This is a genomic window from Microbacterium sp. M1A1_1b, from assembly GCF_053345565.1.
Map to the genome: position 1 here is coordinate 674,719 of NZ_JBKFAJ010000001.1, position 14,447 is coordinate 689,165.

Genomic DNA, 14,447 nt, shown 5'->3' on the forward strand with positions numbered 1-14,447 from the left:
TGACCTTCCTGTCAGCGGTCAGCCCGCCATCACTTCCCGCTTGTGCACCCACGCTTCGAACTCGCGGACGGATGCACGGTCGGGGTTCTGGAACACGGGCGCGTACGTCGGACCGGCGGGCTGTCCGGACCCGACGAGGTCCTGCAGCTTCCGCATCGGGAGCGCGAACTCCGGGTCCTTCGTGCGGTTCTCGATGATCGAGATCCCTCGGGGAAGGATGCCGCCTTCGTCGTAGAGGGTGGGAGTGATCCCGCCCACGACGCCGCCAGCGGCCATGCCCTTCGTCTTCGCGCCCTTGTACTCGAAGTGCCACGGCTCGCGTTGCGCGAACGACAGGCCCGTCGGGTACCAGCCGAAGGTCGGACCGTTCGCGCGCATCCACGCCTGCGAGCCGGAGCCCACGTCAGCGGCGAGACCGAAGCCGTGGATCGACGTGCCCGGTGTCGCAGCGAGGTTGCCGCGGCCGGACTTGTACGCGGCGTACCGCATCTGCTGGGACGCGAAGTCGCGGTACCCCTCGGTGAGGGACAGCTTCCCGCCGAACGCGCCCTGCATCGCCTCCCACGCTCGTGCGGCACCGGAACGGAGGTACCCGCCGATCGCACCGACGCCAGGACCACCGGTGAACCCGGAGACCTTCGACAGGGCCGACTTGGGCAGTTGCCCGTTCGACCCGTTTCCGCCGAAGTCGCCGACACCGTCGGTGTCGCCGAGCTTCTTCAGGGCCGAGACAGCACCGTCGAGCAGCTTCGTCCCCATCCCTGAGGCGACGTCGACCATGCTGCCGGCGCCGGGGATGTTCCCGATCGCTGATTTGACCAGCGCGCCGAGCGTGCCCATCGGGTCGGAGACGACCTTCGCGGCGGTCTCGGCGGCGTTCTTCGTCCAGTCCCATGCGTTGCCGGCTGCGCCCTTGGTCCAGTTCCAGGCGTCCTTCAGCGCCCCGCCGAGGCCGCCGCCGTCGGCGCCGTCGTTCTTCCCGACGACACCGCCCTTGGCGTACCCGGCAGCGGAGCGGACCGCTGCGACGCCGCCCCGGTTCCCGGCGGCATTCAGCCCGTGCACGAAACTCGGACCGAGCGCACGGACGACCTCGGGGACGAGGACACCCTCACCGCGGCGCATCGGCGTCATGACGTCGTCGCGCTTCGCGGCCTGGTACCCGGGGATCACGCCACCGCCGGCGAAGCCCTTTGGGAGTGAGATCGGGTCGATCTTCTTCGTCCCGAAGACGCCGGCGACCTTGTTGAAGTTGCCGATGAGGGCGTCGTTGATGACCGTGTTCACGACGAACTTGATCGGCGCTTTCGCGGCCTCCTTGACCGCGTTCCACGCCGTGCTGATCCCGTCCTTCATCACGTTGAACGCGTTCGGGATGGTGTTCTTCGCGAAGTCCGCGATCGTGTCGAACACCGGCTTGATGCCGGAGGTCCACACGGTCGAGATGACGGTCTTGATGCCGTCGAACACGGGCTTGATGACGTTCTGGTACAGCCACGTGAACGCCGGACCGAGGGTTGCTCGGAGGAACCCGACGACCGTGTTGAACACGGCGACGTTGCTTGCCCACCAGATCGTCACGGCGGCGCTGATCCACGTGAACACCGGCTGCACGACGGAGCTGTACAGCCAGGAGAACGCGGCACCGAGCGTGTTGCGGAGGAACCCGACGGCGACGTTGAACACGCCGGAGATCAGCCCCCACGCCCACTGGACGGAGGTGACGATGCCCGCCCACGCGACCTGCGCAACCAATGCGAGGCCGGTGAACACCGGTGCGAGGGCGAACTTCACGATCGCGACGACGAGGTCGACGATCGCGGAGAACGTGTTCCAGAACCAGCCGGCGACGGCGGCGATCCCCTGGAACACCGGCATCGTGACGTTCTGCCACCACCACGTGAAGACGGCGCCGACCGCCCGGACGACGCTCATGATGCCGTCGAAGGTCGGCTTCAGCACCGTCTGCCACGCCCACGTCGCGGCTGTCGCGATGCCGTTCCACACGGGGGTGAAGACGTTCTGCCACAGCCAGATCGCGGCAGCGCCTACGGCCTTCGCGCCGACGAGGATCCCGTTCCAGACCGCGTCGACCGCGGTGCGGAACCAGGTCCAGTGGTTGTAGGCGTAGATCACACCCGCAACGAGCGCCGCAAGTGCCGCGACGACCGCGACGACCGCGACGACGACCAGCCCGATGGGGTTCGCCGAAAGGGCCGCATTGAACGCCCACTGCGCCGACGTCGCGACACCGGTCGCGACGGTGTTCGTGATCTGCGCGCCGCGGTTCAGCATCAACGCGTACGTCCACCCCTTGGTGGCAGCGACGTAGGTGAACTGCAGCGCGGCTCCGACGCGGATCGCGGCGTTCCGGGCGTACAGCGCGGCGACACCGGCCGCGCCAGCGGCGCCCTGCGCCTGGAGGGCACTCTTCACGCCGTACGTGGCGAGGGCGTAGCCCTCCTGCGCGCGACGAGCGGCGATGGTGACGCCGGTCACGAGCGGGGTGAGTCGGAGGTACCCGGCGATGCCGCCGGCGTTGAGGATCGCCAGCGCCAGCTGCTGCGCCTTGTACGCGCCGACGAGGATCCCGACCGCGGCCGCGGCGGTGAGGACGACGCCCTGGTGGTCGCGGAGGAACCCGGTCGTGGCGACGAGTGCGGGGCCGATGACGTTGGCGAGCAGGAACGCCGCCGCGCGCAGCGCCGCGAGGAACACGCCGCCGAGGATCACGGCGACCGGGGTCAGCGCCGTAGCGATGTCACGGAGCGAGGGCAGCAGCTGCGATCGCACGAAGGTGCTGATGTCCGAGAACGCGCCGATCACAATCTCGCGGGCCTGCAGGATCGCCTTCACCTGCGGCGACCCGGGTACCCAGTTCGTGTTCGCGGTGAGATCCCCGGAGACGACGCCGGTGGCGGCGAGCTTTGCGAGTCCTCCGGCGGTGTCGAGGAAGTTCTGCACCTTGGTGCCGGCGCCGTCGAGGGACCCGGCGATGGCCGACACGGCACCGGTCAGCGCCGGGGTGACGGTCTGGTAGATGCCGAGGGCGATGTCCTCGAGCTGCGACTGCAGCTTGTCCATCGCGCCGCCAAGGCCCTGCATCTTCGCCTGCGCGACGGCTGCCGCGCCGCCCTGTCGGCCGACGGCCTTGGTCATCTTGTCGAAGTTGACCGCACCGGAGGACGCGAGGGCGGACACCGCGGCGAGGGGCTCACGGCCGAACGCGGTCGCCGCGTACGACGCGAACTGCTCCTGCGTCATCCGCTTCTGCGCGTCGGAGAGCTGGTCGATGACGGAGCGGAGGCCGACGAACCGGCCGGAGGAGTCGAACGCGTTGACGCCGAGCTTGTCGATCGCCTTCCCGGCCTGCTTCGACGGGGAGGACAGGGACGCGAGCATGCCGCGCAGCGCCGTGCCTGCGGTGTCGCCCTTCAGACCGTTGTTCGCCAGGAGGCCGATCGCGGACGCGGTGTCGTTGATGTTGATGCCGAGGGTGCGGGCGACGGGGCCGACGTACTTCATCGACGTCGCGATGTCGTCGACGCCACCGGCGGCAGCGTTGGCGGTGTTCGCGAGGACGTCGGCGACCATCGACGCGTCCTTCGCGGACAGGCCGAACTGGTTGATCGCGTTGGACTGGATCTCCGCCGCCCGGGCGCCGTCGACCTGCGCCGCAGCGGCGAGGAGGATGGTGCCCTTCGCGGCGTCCATGGCCTGCTGGGCTGTGAGACCACCCTTCGCGAGTTCGAGCATCACCGCGGCGGCGTCCTTGCCGGACGTCGCGGGGAGCGTCAGGTCGGAACCGAGCTGGCGTGCCTTCGCACCGAACCGGGCCAGCTCGGCGCCGGAGGTGTTGGTGACGGCGCCGAGCTCGTTGATCGTCGCCGTGTACTCGTTGCCGAGCTGGATGACCTTGCTCACGCCGATGATCGCGCCGAAGCCAGCCGCCATACCGGCGAGCGGCTTCAGCGTGTCAAGGGCGGTCACCGCGACGTTCTTCGCGCCGGCGGCGATCTTCCCGAGGCCGGCGGACAGTGGTGCACCAGCGGCGGCGAGGCGGGAAAATCCGGATCCCATCGCCGCGGAGGCGCGCGTCGTTCCGGCCTGCGCCGCGGAGAGCTGCCCGGTGATGAGCTTCTGCTCCGTGAACGCAGCCCGCAGCTGGTCCTCGACCGCGACGACCTTCAGCGCGGAGACCTGCTGACGGCCACGAGCGGTCGCGAGCTGCTGCTCGGCGCGGAGCGCCTGCGAGGACGTCGCGGCGAACTTCGCCCGCTGCTCTGCCAGGCGTGCTTCCGCCGCCTGCACGCCGACCGCCGCCGCCTTCTCGTCGGCGCGCGCCTTCTGGATCGCGGTCTTCTCCGCCTGCACGACGCGGGTGGCCCGCTTGGAGGCGGCTTCGAGCTCCGCGACCATCGCCTTCGCGCTGCCGGGCTGCGCGCCAGCGCTGATCCCGGCGGAGAACTGACGGCCCGCGACGGCACCGGCGGTCTTCGCCGCGGAGCCAGCCTGCTTGGACAGGGTGGAGCCGAACTTCGCCATCGACGGGAGGACGTCGAGCCATACAGCTGAACCGGCCACGACGCCCTCCCCTGTCTAGTTGTTGGCGAAGAGCCGTTCCTGCAGCTCGTCCATCTCGGCTTCGAGCTGCTCGAGGTACTCGGCTTCGGCGTCGTCCTGCACGGAGCGGCCCTCGACGAGCGGCGTCGGCAGGAACTGCGGCTTCGGGACCTTCTTCTCCGAGATGAAGTCCTGCAGCGTGTGCAGGAGGACTCGTTCGACGGAGTTGGTGCTGTGCGCGATGAACTCGGCGTCCGTCCAGTGGTGCCCGTTCAGGGCACGGTGCAGCGCTGAGGTGGGGGGTAGTCCTTCGACGAGGACCCGCAGTTGGCGACCGGTGATCCGGCCGGTGAGGAACTCGGCGACCGGGTCACGCGGCGGGTACTGGGCCTGCAGCGCGGCGTCGGCGGGTTCCTGGTGCTCACCGAAGAGCTGCAGCATCACCTCGGTGCGGACCTGCACGGCGACCGGGTGGTCTGCCGGCAGGTCCGCGACCGTCCGGTCGAAGTCGTCGAGGGCTACCCCGGTCAGTTTCCCCGGGACTCCTGCAGCTCCTGGTTGACGGCGATCATGACGAAGTTGAGGGCGTCGTCCGATCCCCCGGCGGCGATGAACCGGTCGTACTGCTCGTCACCGAGGAGCACGCGGGACGCGGCGGACTCGTCGTCGTCGTCGGTGTCCTTCAGCGCCTTCTTGGTGGCGGAGTCGTAGAAGTACGGGTGCGGGATGTAGAACGGCTCCCCGCCCTCTTCGACGAAGATCTCGATGGTGTCGCCGCCGACGGACTCCTCGACCTTCTTGCGCGCCTGCGCGAGGGTGAAGGAGGTGCGGCGGTTCTGGTCGGCCTTGCTGGTCATGGTGTTCTCCTAGTGAGCTTCGGTGAGCTGATGTGGGCAGGTGGCGGCGGCGCAGCTCACCAGACGTCGCCGCCACCTGGTCTTGGGCTGGTCAGCCGCCGTTGACGACGACGACGCCAGCGGCGGCGGTCTGGGCTTCCGTGTAGGACTTCCCGATGACGGGGTCGCGGTGGAAGGTGAACGTCCGGTTCACTTCCTCGACGTCGTCGCCGTTGAGGTTGCGGCCGTCCATGTCGGTCACCTGGGCGCGGTAGCCCATCTCGACGCGGAACACCGCTTCGGCGCCGACGCGGTCCTGCGCGAGGGTGAAGAGGCGGTAGTTCGGGTACTCGCGGTCCTCGCCGTCGTCGAAGATCCACGCGGCGTTCTTGTCGGTGGGCCACTCGGCGACGGGCAGGCCGTAGGCGAGTGCCTTCGTCCAGCCGTTCGTCTCGCCGAACGCGACCTGCAGGGTGTGGCCGCGGGAGGTGACGTCGGAGCGGACGGACTCCCGGTCCTGCAGCATGTTCGTCTCGTCGACGGAGATGTCGTAGCCGTGCTGCAGGCCGTCCGTGGTGATGTAGCCCATGTTCTTGAAGCCGGACGGCAGCGGGATCGGCTTGCCGTCGGTGCCGAAGAACGCTTCGGGGATGTCGGTGGAGACGTCGGCGATCGCGAGGATCGTCTTCCGCCACTTGTGGACGTTGCGGTTGTCGTCAGCGAGCTGGCTGATCACGTCGGGCATTGCTTCTCCTTCAACGAGAAAAGCCGCCCGGCGTGCGGACGGCTGAGGGTGGTGGTGGGCGGCTACTGGGGGCGTGCGGTGACGCCGTAGGTTGCGACGGCGCGGCGGAGCGTGTTGTTGGCGTAGGGGACGTTGCCGAACGAGGACTGCTCCTCGACGGTGTCGAACAGGTCGCAGCGGACCATGGCGACTTCGGCGACTTGCACGAGCGACCACATTGCAGGACGGGTGGTAGCGAACGCGGTGACGTCGACGACGAAGGTCTTCTCGTAGTCGCGGCCGTACCCGCCAGCGATGCGTTCGACGACGAGGCAGGGCGTCTTCTGCTCAAGGTCGGCGGGGGTCTCGGTGAACACCGGGACGCCGACCGCGGTGGTGAGGTAGCCGACCAGGAGTCGTTCGACGTTGGGCCACTGGCCGTGGACGTTCACGCTCCGGCCGACCGGCGGAGGATCGCCTGCTTTGGCACACCGACGTCGCCGTGCTCCTGCGCGGCGGCGTCCGCCGACGTCGCGATGACTCTGACGAAGGGGCGCTTGATGCCGCTCGGAGACTTCGTGCCGGGGCGGGTGCCTTCCTCGATGCGGAGGGAGTCACCGAACGCTTTCGCGCCGGCCGCGTAGGCGAGGCGCTGCGCACGGGGCAGGACGCGCTTCGCTTTGGCGCGGAGCGCCGCTCGGACGACCGGTGTGGCTGCTGCTTCGTCGAGGGTGCTCTTGGAGATCACCGGACGCGGCATCAGTTCGTTCCGTGCTCCTGCTGCCGTCCCGCGGCGGCGTCGATCACGGCGACCTTCTCGGCCTTCGTGGTCGCGGTGCCGAGGTCGATGCCGTGGTCGGCGGCGAACGTGTCGATTTCCTCGCCCTTCCACTTCTCGGTGGGGGTCGCGTTGGGGTTCTCGGGGCCCGTCGAGAGCGGCAGGAGACCCAGACGGATCGCGTCGCCGCGCTTGTACTCGGTGCCGTGGACGGTGACGATGTCGTTCTGGTCGGCCATGGTGGCTCAGCCCTTCGTTTCGGTGATGACGAACTCGGTGTGCGGGAGGACGGACCGGTAGGTCTGGGGGCGTCCGTCGATGTCGAAGGTCTCGCCGCGCCAGAGGACGGTGTCGGACGCGGTGATCCAGTCCTGCGGCTCGGTCGTGGAGACCAGCCATCGGGAGGTGACGATGTCGTTCTGGCCGAGCGACTCACGTGTCCCGGTGGGCTGCACCGTGCACCCGTCGACCTGCAGCGCCGTCGTGGTGGTCGTCGGGACGCCGTCCGCGTCGGGTTCGCCGGTGGCGGTGCGGTGGACGGTGATCGTCTCAGCGTGGAAGGCCATGGCGGCGCTCCTCGCCCCAGACCCAGCCGAGCCCTTCCCACCGTCCGGACTCCGGTGCGTCGACGAGCGGCAGTGCTCCTGCGGACGGGTCATCAGCGGCGGGGTCGAAGACGTCGACCATCCAGTCGGTGAACGTCAGGAACGTGTCCGTGCCGGGCGCGGCGAGGGTGACGGATCGGGACTCGCTGCCGGAGGTGATCTGGTAGGACTTCGCGTTCATCGGCACGTCGGCCGCGGGGACACCGAGCAGCGGGAGGACGACCCACACGACGACGTCCTTGACGTCGTCGACGTTGAGCTCTTCCGAGTCGATGCGGCGTTGTGTGTCTGGCCAGCGGCGGAGGATCGCGCGTTCGACGACGCCGATGAGTCCTCGTGCTCGGGTGGTCTCGTCGGTGGTGAGAGAGCGCCACACCGCTTCGATGTCGGTGGGTTCGGTCCATGGCGTCGGGGGCATGGCGCTCTCTCCTCTCAGGACGCGGTCGGCGTCTTCTGGGTGGTGCTCTTCTTCGCGTCGGCGACCGGCTTCGCGGTCTCGGCGGCCTTCGCGTCCTCGGCTGCCTTGGCGTCGGCAGCGGCCTTCGCGTCGACGGCGACCTTCGCGTCGGCGGCGACCGCGGCGATGGCGGCGTTGGCGAGCTCTTCCTCGATGGGGCCCTCGTCGAGCTCGGCGATGAGGCCGCGGTCGAGGAGGTTGGCGAGGGTCTCGTCGGCGACTCCGTCCGGCACGGAAGTGCCTTCGCGGATGATGCGGGCGACGCGGTTGCCGTCGGCCGCGCCGATGGAGACCTTCACGAACGGTGCAGTGGCGATGTAGCTGGCCATGCTCAGGCCCCCGTTCCGGTGAGGTAGAACCCGGCGCGCGGGTTGGTGACGACGGGCACGTGGACGTTGCGGGCCTGCAGACGGGTCTTGTCCGCCTTGGGCTCGCGGATCGAGGCGACCTCGACGCCGGTGTCGCCACCGACGGCGCGGTACTCGGGCGACGGGATCTGCTCGCGGGCGATGCCGCCGAGACGACGCCGGTCGAGGAACAGCGGGTCGGTGAACCCGTCGTCGTCGGACGACACCCAGGTGATGCCCGAGATCGTCGGGAAGTCGCCGGTGAGCGCGGTGTCGTCGTTGTCCGGCAGGACGTCGAGCAGCTCGGGGACGATCTCGGCGTACTGCTCGCCGTTGAGGACGACGGTGTCGACCGCGAAGCCGAGCTTCTGCCGACGTGCCGCGGCCTGCACCCGGAGCGCGTCCTTGAGGATCTGCTTGCCGTTCGTCCACGTGGCGCCGGCGGCGATCGTGTTGGTGACGGAGGACTGGATGACGCCGAGGGCGAGGTCGTTGCTGTCGAAGACGAGCTCGGTCTGCAGGAACAGCAGCGCGTCGTCGATGGGCTGCCGGAGGCTGCGGCCGATCTCCTCGTCCGTGACCTCGGTGGCGATGCCCTGCTTCTGGGACGTGTACACCTCGTACTGCTCGCTCGAGAGCGGGGTGAGGGTGTACTCGGCGCCGGGCGTGACGGTGGTCGCGGAGCGGTCGGTGCGGAACTTCTCGTTCGCGGGGACCGCGATCGCGCCGCCCTGGATCGCGTACCGGCCCGAGAGCAGGAACAGGCCCAGGAACTGCTGAGCGGTGAGGATCTCGCTCAGCCGCCGCGCGACGAGGGTCGGCGACTTGATGAACGCGAGCAGGTCGACGGCGGACGCCGCGGCCAGCTGGCTCGGGGTGAAGGGGTAGGTCTTCATCGTTGCGGGTCCTTTCTCAGACCTGGAGCACCTGGACGGGGGCACCGTCGGCGGCGGACGTGAGGGCGACACCGATGGCGGTGCCGGTGCTGAGGGTGCGGACACCGGCGGTGGCGACCTCGACGCGGGCGCCGCGGGCGACGGCGCCGACGGCCTTGAGCAGGTGGACCGGCTTAGCGACCTCGACGGTGACCTTGTCGCCGACGGCGGCGTCGTGGCCGGCGATGCCGACGTACTTCGCGGAACCGGCGGCGGCGGGGGCGACGGAGCGGTCAGCGGTGCCGACCTCGACCGGGGTGCCGCCGACGACGGCGGTCGTGACGTCGAAGGTGATGGTGTCGCCGGGGCGGTGGACGGGCAGGTACTGGGCCATCAGTGGGCCTCCTTCGGGAAGATCGAGTCGTAGGCGCGGTCCTCGTCGGTGGCCTCGTCGACGCCGCCGGTGTAGCCGGAGGGGGCGACGGGGACGGCGCCCTTGGCGAGGGTGCCGAGGATGCCGACGGTGCCGTCCTCGTCACGGTCGAGCGCGGCCCGCCAGGTGTCGGCGGAGGCCGGCGCGATGCGGCCGTCGTCGATCGCCGCGTTGACAATTCCGTCGCGACGGGTGCGGTCCTGCTCGGCGCGGGCGGCGCGGCCCTCCTGGGCGGCTGCCTGCAGGTCGGCGAGGGCGGCGGCGTCCATGAGGACGGTGCCGTCCGGCGTGGTGCCGGTGGGCGTGGTGGCCTGCTCCTCGAGCACCTCGTCGAGCGCGGCGAAGACCTGCTCGTCGGTGACGTCGGCGTCGGTCATGCCGAGCCGCGTGCGGAGTCCAGCCTTCAGGTCGTCGTAAGCCACGACGTCCTCCTTTCGGTTGGGGTTGCCCGGCTCGGACGAGCTCGGGGGCTTGGGGCGCGCGGCTGCTGCTCGCGCGTTGACGCGGATCACGAGGGCGGCGGATGCGTCCTGGATCTCGTCGTCGGGGATGAGGATCAGCTCGTCGTCGGTCTCGCCGACGGTCTCGGTCTCACCGGCGTCGGGGATGACGGCGACGCGGTTCGCGAGTCCGGCTTCGACCGCTTCGGCGGCGGTCATCCAGGTGTCGTCGGCGAGGAGCGTGGCCCAGTCCTTCTGACCGGCCTTCGCCGTGTAGATCTCGACGATGGACGCTTCGAGACCGTCGAGCACGTCGGCCTCCTTGCGGAGGTCCTTCGCGTTGCCGAGGGTGATGGACCACGGGGAGTGGATCATCATCTGCGTGCCCGGGGACATGACGGTGTCGTCCGCGCCGGCGGCGATGACCGATGCGGCTGAGGCCGCGAGGCCGTCGACGACTGCTGTGACCGATGCGCGGTGTGCGCGGAGCATGTTGAGGATGGAGACACCCTCGAACACCTCGCCGCCGGGGCTGTTGATCCGGAGGATGATCCGCGTGACGCTCTCGGGGAGTGCGTCGAGGATGCTGCCGACGTCCTTCGTGGAGATCCCCCAGTAGCCGCCCCAGCTGTCGATGGGGCCGTACATGCGGATCGTCGCGACGGAGCCGTCGCCGGAGGGCGCCGGGGTGGTGACGGCGTTGAAGAACTCGGTCTTCGCCTTCGGGACGGGGGCGTCACCCCAGAACCGGTTCGCGGAGCGCTTCGTGGTCATGCGGCCTCCTGGCTCGGGGTGACGGTTGGGCGCTGCCGTGCGGTCAGCGGGTCGAACGCGGGCAGGCCGTAGATGGTGCGGAGGTGGTTCTCGAGGCCCTCGTCGGCGGTGAGCGCACCGCACTCGACGAGTGCGCGGATCGCTTCTCCGGTGACGGAGTGCTTCGAGCCGATCTCGTCGAACGTGATGCGGGGCGCCTGGACGGTGGTGCCCCAGTTGAGGTCGACCAGGTCCTCGACGACGTGCTGGGTGGCGACGTCGGCGACGGCCATCGCGACGGCCTGCAGCGACATGGTGAAGAAGTCCGCGAAGGTGTCGCCGAGGGCGTAGGAGCCGGTGGAGTTGTCCCCGCCGAGGCTGAGGAAGTTCGCCAGGACCGCGCGGCCGATCTGCTCGTCGTGGTAGCGGATCGGCTTGTCGGAGTCGGGCAGGGTGCCCTGCACGCCGAGCAGTTCGAGCTTCGACCCGTTGGGGATCGAGGCGCCCGCGTTGTCGCCGGAGCGGATCGTCCGTGCGACGCGCTGCCCGGCTACCTGCTCTGCCTTCGCCCGCTCGACCTGCTGCTCGGCCGTCAGGGTGGTCGGCTGCTGGCTTGAGGTGTAGACGGGGACGCCCATGCCGTTGCGGTCGACGGTCTGCGCCTGCACGCGGAGGAGACGGTCCTTGATGACCCAGTCCTTGTACGCCGGACGGAGCAGCGACTGGCCGAGCCAGTTGCCGCCTTCCCGGTCGTTCACGTATGCGACGAGGCGGTCGATCGTGATCTTGGGTGCAGGTCCGTCGCTCTTGCCGTACTGCTCGATCGACTCGAGTCCCCCATCGGCCGCGACGTTGATCTTCTGGATCGTGCGCGGCGGACGCCAGGCGAGCTTGTGCAGGTGCGCGAGGGAGCGTCCGCCTGTCCGTTCGATGCGGTAGGTCTGCTCGAAGTAGGAGTGGCCGAAGACGAGCTGCAGCAGCGCCATGCGCAGGTGCTCGCCCCAGTTGAAGCGGTCACGGGTCCGGGTGACGGGCCGTGCGGGTCGGCCGAGGATCGGCAGGCCGAGGTCGTCGGCGATGAGGTTCACGACCTCGTCGGGTGCCCCGTTCGGCTCGATCCGCCACGGGGTGCGGCGAACCGGCAGGGTGACGGCGCGGAGCACCTGCTGCACGGTCGCGTCGCTGCGGCGCATCTTCTCGTACACGCCGATGTTGTTCGGCCACTGCAGCTCGGGGACGTCTTCGACGGGGTCGGTGATGGCCCACCAGGCGGATCCCTCGGTCTGGTACCCCTTCTCGGCGGTCGGTGCGACCGCTTCGTTGCGTGGTGCGGAGGCGTGGTCGTCGTCATTCCACATGAACGGCATGCGACCTCCTCGGGTGTCAGAACCCCATGTCGTTGAGGTCGCTGGTCAGGGACCCGCTGCCCCAGTCGGGGTCGTCGGGGTCGAAGTCGGAGCCGAGTGAGACTGCGGCGGGTTCCGGCGGTGCGGGCGGTGCGGCGACGACTCGCTGTCGGAGCAGCCAGAGCGCACCGCACACGGCCTGCAGCGGCGCGACGTCGCCCTGGGAGTTGTTCCTGTCGATCAGGAACGCACCGGAGCCGAGGGTCTTCATCGTCGCGGTCGCCGCAGCGAGGTCTAGTGGCGGCTGCGGGTTGTGCCGGACGGTGACGTCGCGGACCGCGTCGAACAGTTCCGCGGTCCCGTCGAGTAGGTCCGAGCCCTGCCACGGTTCGACCGGGATCCGGAACCTGTCTGCGGGGTCGTCGTAGGACTCGGTGAGTTCCCGCATGAGCGGGGACACCGGGGCGCCCTTGGTCTGGCCGGTGACGCGGACGATGCGGCCGGCGATGTCGTCGCCGGTCTGCAGGTACTGCTTCACCCAGTCGGTGCCGTTGCGGGCGGCAACGAGTCCGAACTGGTCGACGCCGTCCGGGCGGATGCCGGCGACAGCGACGTAGGTGATCGATCGGTCCGTGGACTGGTCGATGCACGCCCAGAGGGAGCCGACGATCTTGTCGTCGTCGAGGACGTACTTGGTGCCGTCCTGCTTCTCCCCCGGCTCGTTGCGTCCCTGCTCCCATGCGCCGGCGGGGAAGGGCCCGTCGAGGATCGAGTCCGACCACTGGCAGAGGACCTCGGTGCGGAAGACCCACTCGGGGTCGCCTGCGGCGTCCTTCGCGATCTTCTTGATCCGCACCATGTGCCCGAGCGACGGGTTCGCCCAGGCCCAGCCGTCGCGGTCCATGACGTCGGCGCCGGGAGGCGCCGACCACTCGGCGAGGAAGACGCCCGAGGCGTCTCCTTCGAGTTCGTCCTCGTCCCACCCGTCGTCGAACTCGCCGTCCTGGTCGAGCTCGTCGGGTTCCCGGTCGAGTTCGGTGGGTGCGGCGAGGGCGGCGAAGTCGCCCGCGACGATGCCGTCAGGGTCACCGATGAACTCGTGCGCGATGAGGCGGAGAAACCGGAGGACGACGGAGGTGATGTCGCCGGCGTTCGAGAGGCACAGGATCAGCGACTCGTCCTGCGCCTGCGTCGTCTTCGTGACGGCGCCCCAGGCTGCCCAGTTCGTCTGCTCGCGCAGCTCGTCCATCATGACGAGGTTGCAGGAGAGGCCACGGCCAGCACGGCGGTTCGACGCCTTCACCATGTAGCGGATCCGGCCCCACAGTTCGAGAGCCTTCTTGCCGTTGCGGAGCGAGACGTTCTCGATCAGGCCGGCGAGGTACTCGTCGTCCTGCATGGTGGCGACGGCGTGGTCCCAGACCTCTTCGGCTGTGGTGAGGTCCTGCGCGGTGCCGAGCACCATCTTCCACTGGCGGACCACCATGAAGAACAGGGCGATCACCTGCGACAGCAGCGACTTGCCCTGCTGGCGGGCGACGAGCAGGACCGCTCGGTCGAAGCGGAGCCGCTCCTCGGCTTGGTCCAGCTCGAGGAGGTGGATCAGGAACCACCGCTGCCACGGGAAGAGGTTGACCTCGAGGACGTCGGTGGCGAAGTCGATCGCGGCGTAGCCCCACGATGTCTGCGGGGTGAGCGGGCGAAGCGGCGGCGTGAACACGCGCGGCTCGGCGGACCCGTACCGGATGCCCGGGTCGAGCAGTTCGACGCCTGCGAAGACGTACTCGGACTCGATGGTGTCGTCAGGCCGGACGAACCCCGGACCGTAGCGCCGTGATCCGCGCCGACTTGTCTCCACCTGGGTCAACGACACGAGTCGTCACCTCCGTGGCGGCCGGGGCCGCGGAGGGTGCGGCGCCGGGCAGTTTCAGTCGTGCGGCCGGCGTCAGCCCGAGCTGCTCGCAGGCCTTGAAGAACGCCGAGCTCGACACGTTGTCCATCTGCGGGACCGTGGGGCGGGTGCCGCGTTCGGCGGCGTACTCGTTCGCGGCCTGGACGACGTTGTCCCAGCCGTCGATCTTCCGGGCCAGTTGGACGAGCGCGATCCGCAGCAGCGCGTACTCGTCGCCCTTCAGGTGCGTCGCCTTCCGCAGCGAACGCTGCGTTGCTCGCTCGAGCGGGCCGGCAGTCGGTTTCGCGACCATCGGAGCCTCTTCCGTCTTGACAGGACTGGGTTTCTGGGTGCACGCGCGCGCACGACCCCCCTTGGCCACTCATCCCGGGGGAGGGA

General features: G+C 69.4%; 16 protein-coding genes. All 16 read right to left on the reverse strand.

Features of this window, described 5'->3' with window-relative positions; all coding sequences use genetic code 11:
• Window positions 1-18: 18 nt before the first annotated feature.
• A complete protein-coding gene (locus ACLBWP_RS03300; protein WP_447654034.1) occupies window positions 19-4,584 on the reverse strand; it encodes a phage tail tape measure protein in 4,566 nt (1,521 codons plus the stop codon).
• Between the two features lie 15 nt (window positions 4,585-4,599).
• Window positions 4,600-5,025, reverse strand: a complete 426-nt coding sequence (locus ACLBWP_RS03305; RefSeq protein ID WP_447654035.1) for a hypothetical protein — start codon at window positions 5,023-5,025, stop codon at window positions 4,600-4,602.
• Between the two features lie 65 nt (window positions 5,026-5,090).
• Complete coding sequence (locus ACLBWP_RS03310; protein WP_447654036.1) at window positions 5,091-5,420, reverse strand: hypothetical protein; 330 nt, start codon at window positions 5,418-5,420, stop codon at window positions 5,091-5,093.
• A gap of 91 nt (window positions 5,421-5,511) precedes the next feature.
• Entirely contained in the window at window positions 5,512-6,144 is a 633-nt protein-coding gene (locus ACLBWP_RS03315) for a hypothetical protein (RefSeq protein ID WP_447654037.1), read from the reverse strand.
• 62 nt (window positions 6,145-6,206) lie between these two features.
• Window positions 6,207-6,575 (reverse strand): hypothetical protein, encoded by a 369-nt coding sequence (locus ACLBWP_RS03320; protein ID WP_447654038.1) that lies wholly within the window; start codon window positions 6,573-6,575, stop codon window positions 6,207-6,209.
• On the reverse strand, window positions 6,572-6,883 hold the full coding sequence (locus ACLBWP_RS03325; protein WP_447654039.1) for a hypothetical protein: 312 nt from the start codon (window positions 6,881-6,883) through the stop codon (window positions 6,572-6,574). The genes ACLBWP_RS03320 and ACLBWP_RS03325 overlap by 4 nt, the downstream gene beginning before the upstream one ends.
• Window positions 6,883-7,140, reverse strand: coding sequence for a hypothetical protein (locus ACLBWP_RS03330; RefSeq protein WP_447654040.1), 258 nt, complete (start codon window positions 7,138-7,140; stop codon window positions 6,883-6,885). Before ACLBWP_RS03330 ends, ACLBWP_RS03325 begins: the two co-directional genes overlap by 1 nt.
• 6 nt (window positions 7,141-7,146) lie before the next feature.
• Window positions 7,147-7,467, reverse strand: coding sequence for a hypothetical protein (locus ACLBWP_RS03335; RefSeq protein WP_447654041.1), 321 nt, complete (start codon window positions 7,465-7,467; stop codon window positions 7,147-7,149).
• A complete protein-coding gene (locus tag ACLBWP_RS03340; RefSeq protein ID WP_447654042.1) occupies window positions 7,451-7,924 on the reverse strand; it encodes a Gp19/Gp15/Gp42 family protein in 474 nt (157 codons plus the stop codon). The genes ACLBWP_RS03335 and ACLBWP_RS03340 overlap by 17 nt, the downstream gene beginning before the upstream one ends.
• Before the next feature lie 14 nt (window positions 7,925-7,938).
• A complete protein-coding gene (locus tag ACLBWP_RS03345) occupies window positions 7,939-8,292 on the reverse strand; it encodes a hypothetical protein (protein ID WP_447654043.1) in 354 nt (117 codons plus the stop codon).
• A 2-nt stretch (window positions 8,293-8,294) separates the two neighbouring features.
• Window positions 8,295-9,206 carry a phage major capsid protein gene (locus tag ACLBWP_RS03350; protein ID WP_447654044.1) on the reverse strand — a complete coding sequence of 304 codons (912 nt, stop codon included), beginning with the start codon at window positions 9,204-9,206 and terminating at the stop codon, window positions 8,295-8,297.
• Window positions 9,207-9,222: 16 nt separating this feature from the next.
• Window positions 9,223-9,579: a capsid cement protein gene (locus ACLBWP_RS03355; protein WP_447654045.1), complete on the reverse strand. Its 357-nt coding sequence runs from the start codon at window positions 9,577-9,579 to the stop codon at window positions 9,223-9,225.
• Window positions 9,579-10,832 carry a head maturation protease, ClpP-related gene (locus ACLBWP_RS03360; protein ID WP_447654046.1) on the reverse strand — a complete coding sequence of 418 codons (1,254 nt, stop codon included), beginning with the start codon at window positions 10,830-10,832 and terminating at the stop codon, window positions 9,579-9,581. The genes ACLBWP_RS03355 and ACLBWP_RS03360 overlap by 1 nt, the downstream gene beginning before the upstream one ends.
• Complete coding sequence (locus ACLBWP_RS03365) at window positions 10,829-12,178, reverse strand: phage portal protein family protein (RefSeq protein ID WP_447654047.1); 1,350 nt, start codon at window positions 12,176-12,178, stop codon at window positions 10,829-10,831. Before ACLBWP_RS03365 ends, ACLBWP_RS03360 begins: the two co-directional genes overlap by 4 nt.
• 16 nt (window positions 12,179-12,194) lie before the next feature.
• Window positions 12,195-14,030, reverse strand: coding sequence for a hypothetical protein (locus ACLBWP_RS03370; RefSeq protein ID WP_447654048.1), 1,836 nt, complete (start codon window positions 14,028-14,030; stop codon window positions 12,195-12,197).
• On the reverse strand, window positions 13,960-14,361 hold the full coding sequence (locus tag ACLBWP_RS03375; protein WP_447654049.1) for a terminase small subunit: 402 nt from the start codon (window positions 14,359-14,361) through the stop codon (window positions 13,960-13,962). Before ACLBWP_RS03375 ends, ACLBWP_RS03370 begins: the two co-directional genes overlap by 71 nt.
• Window positions 14,362-14,447: the final 86 nt, after the last annotated feature.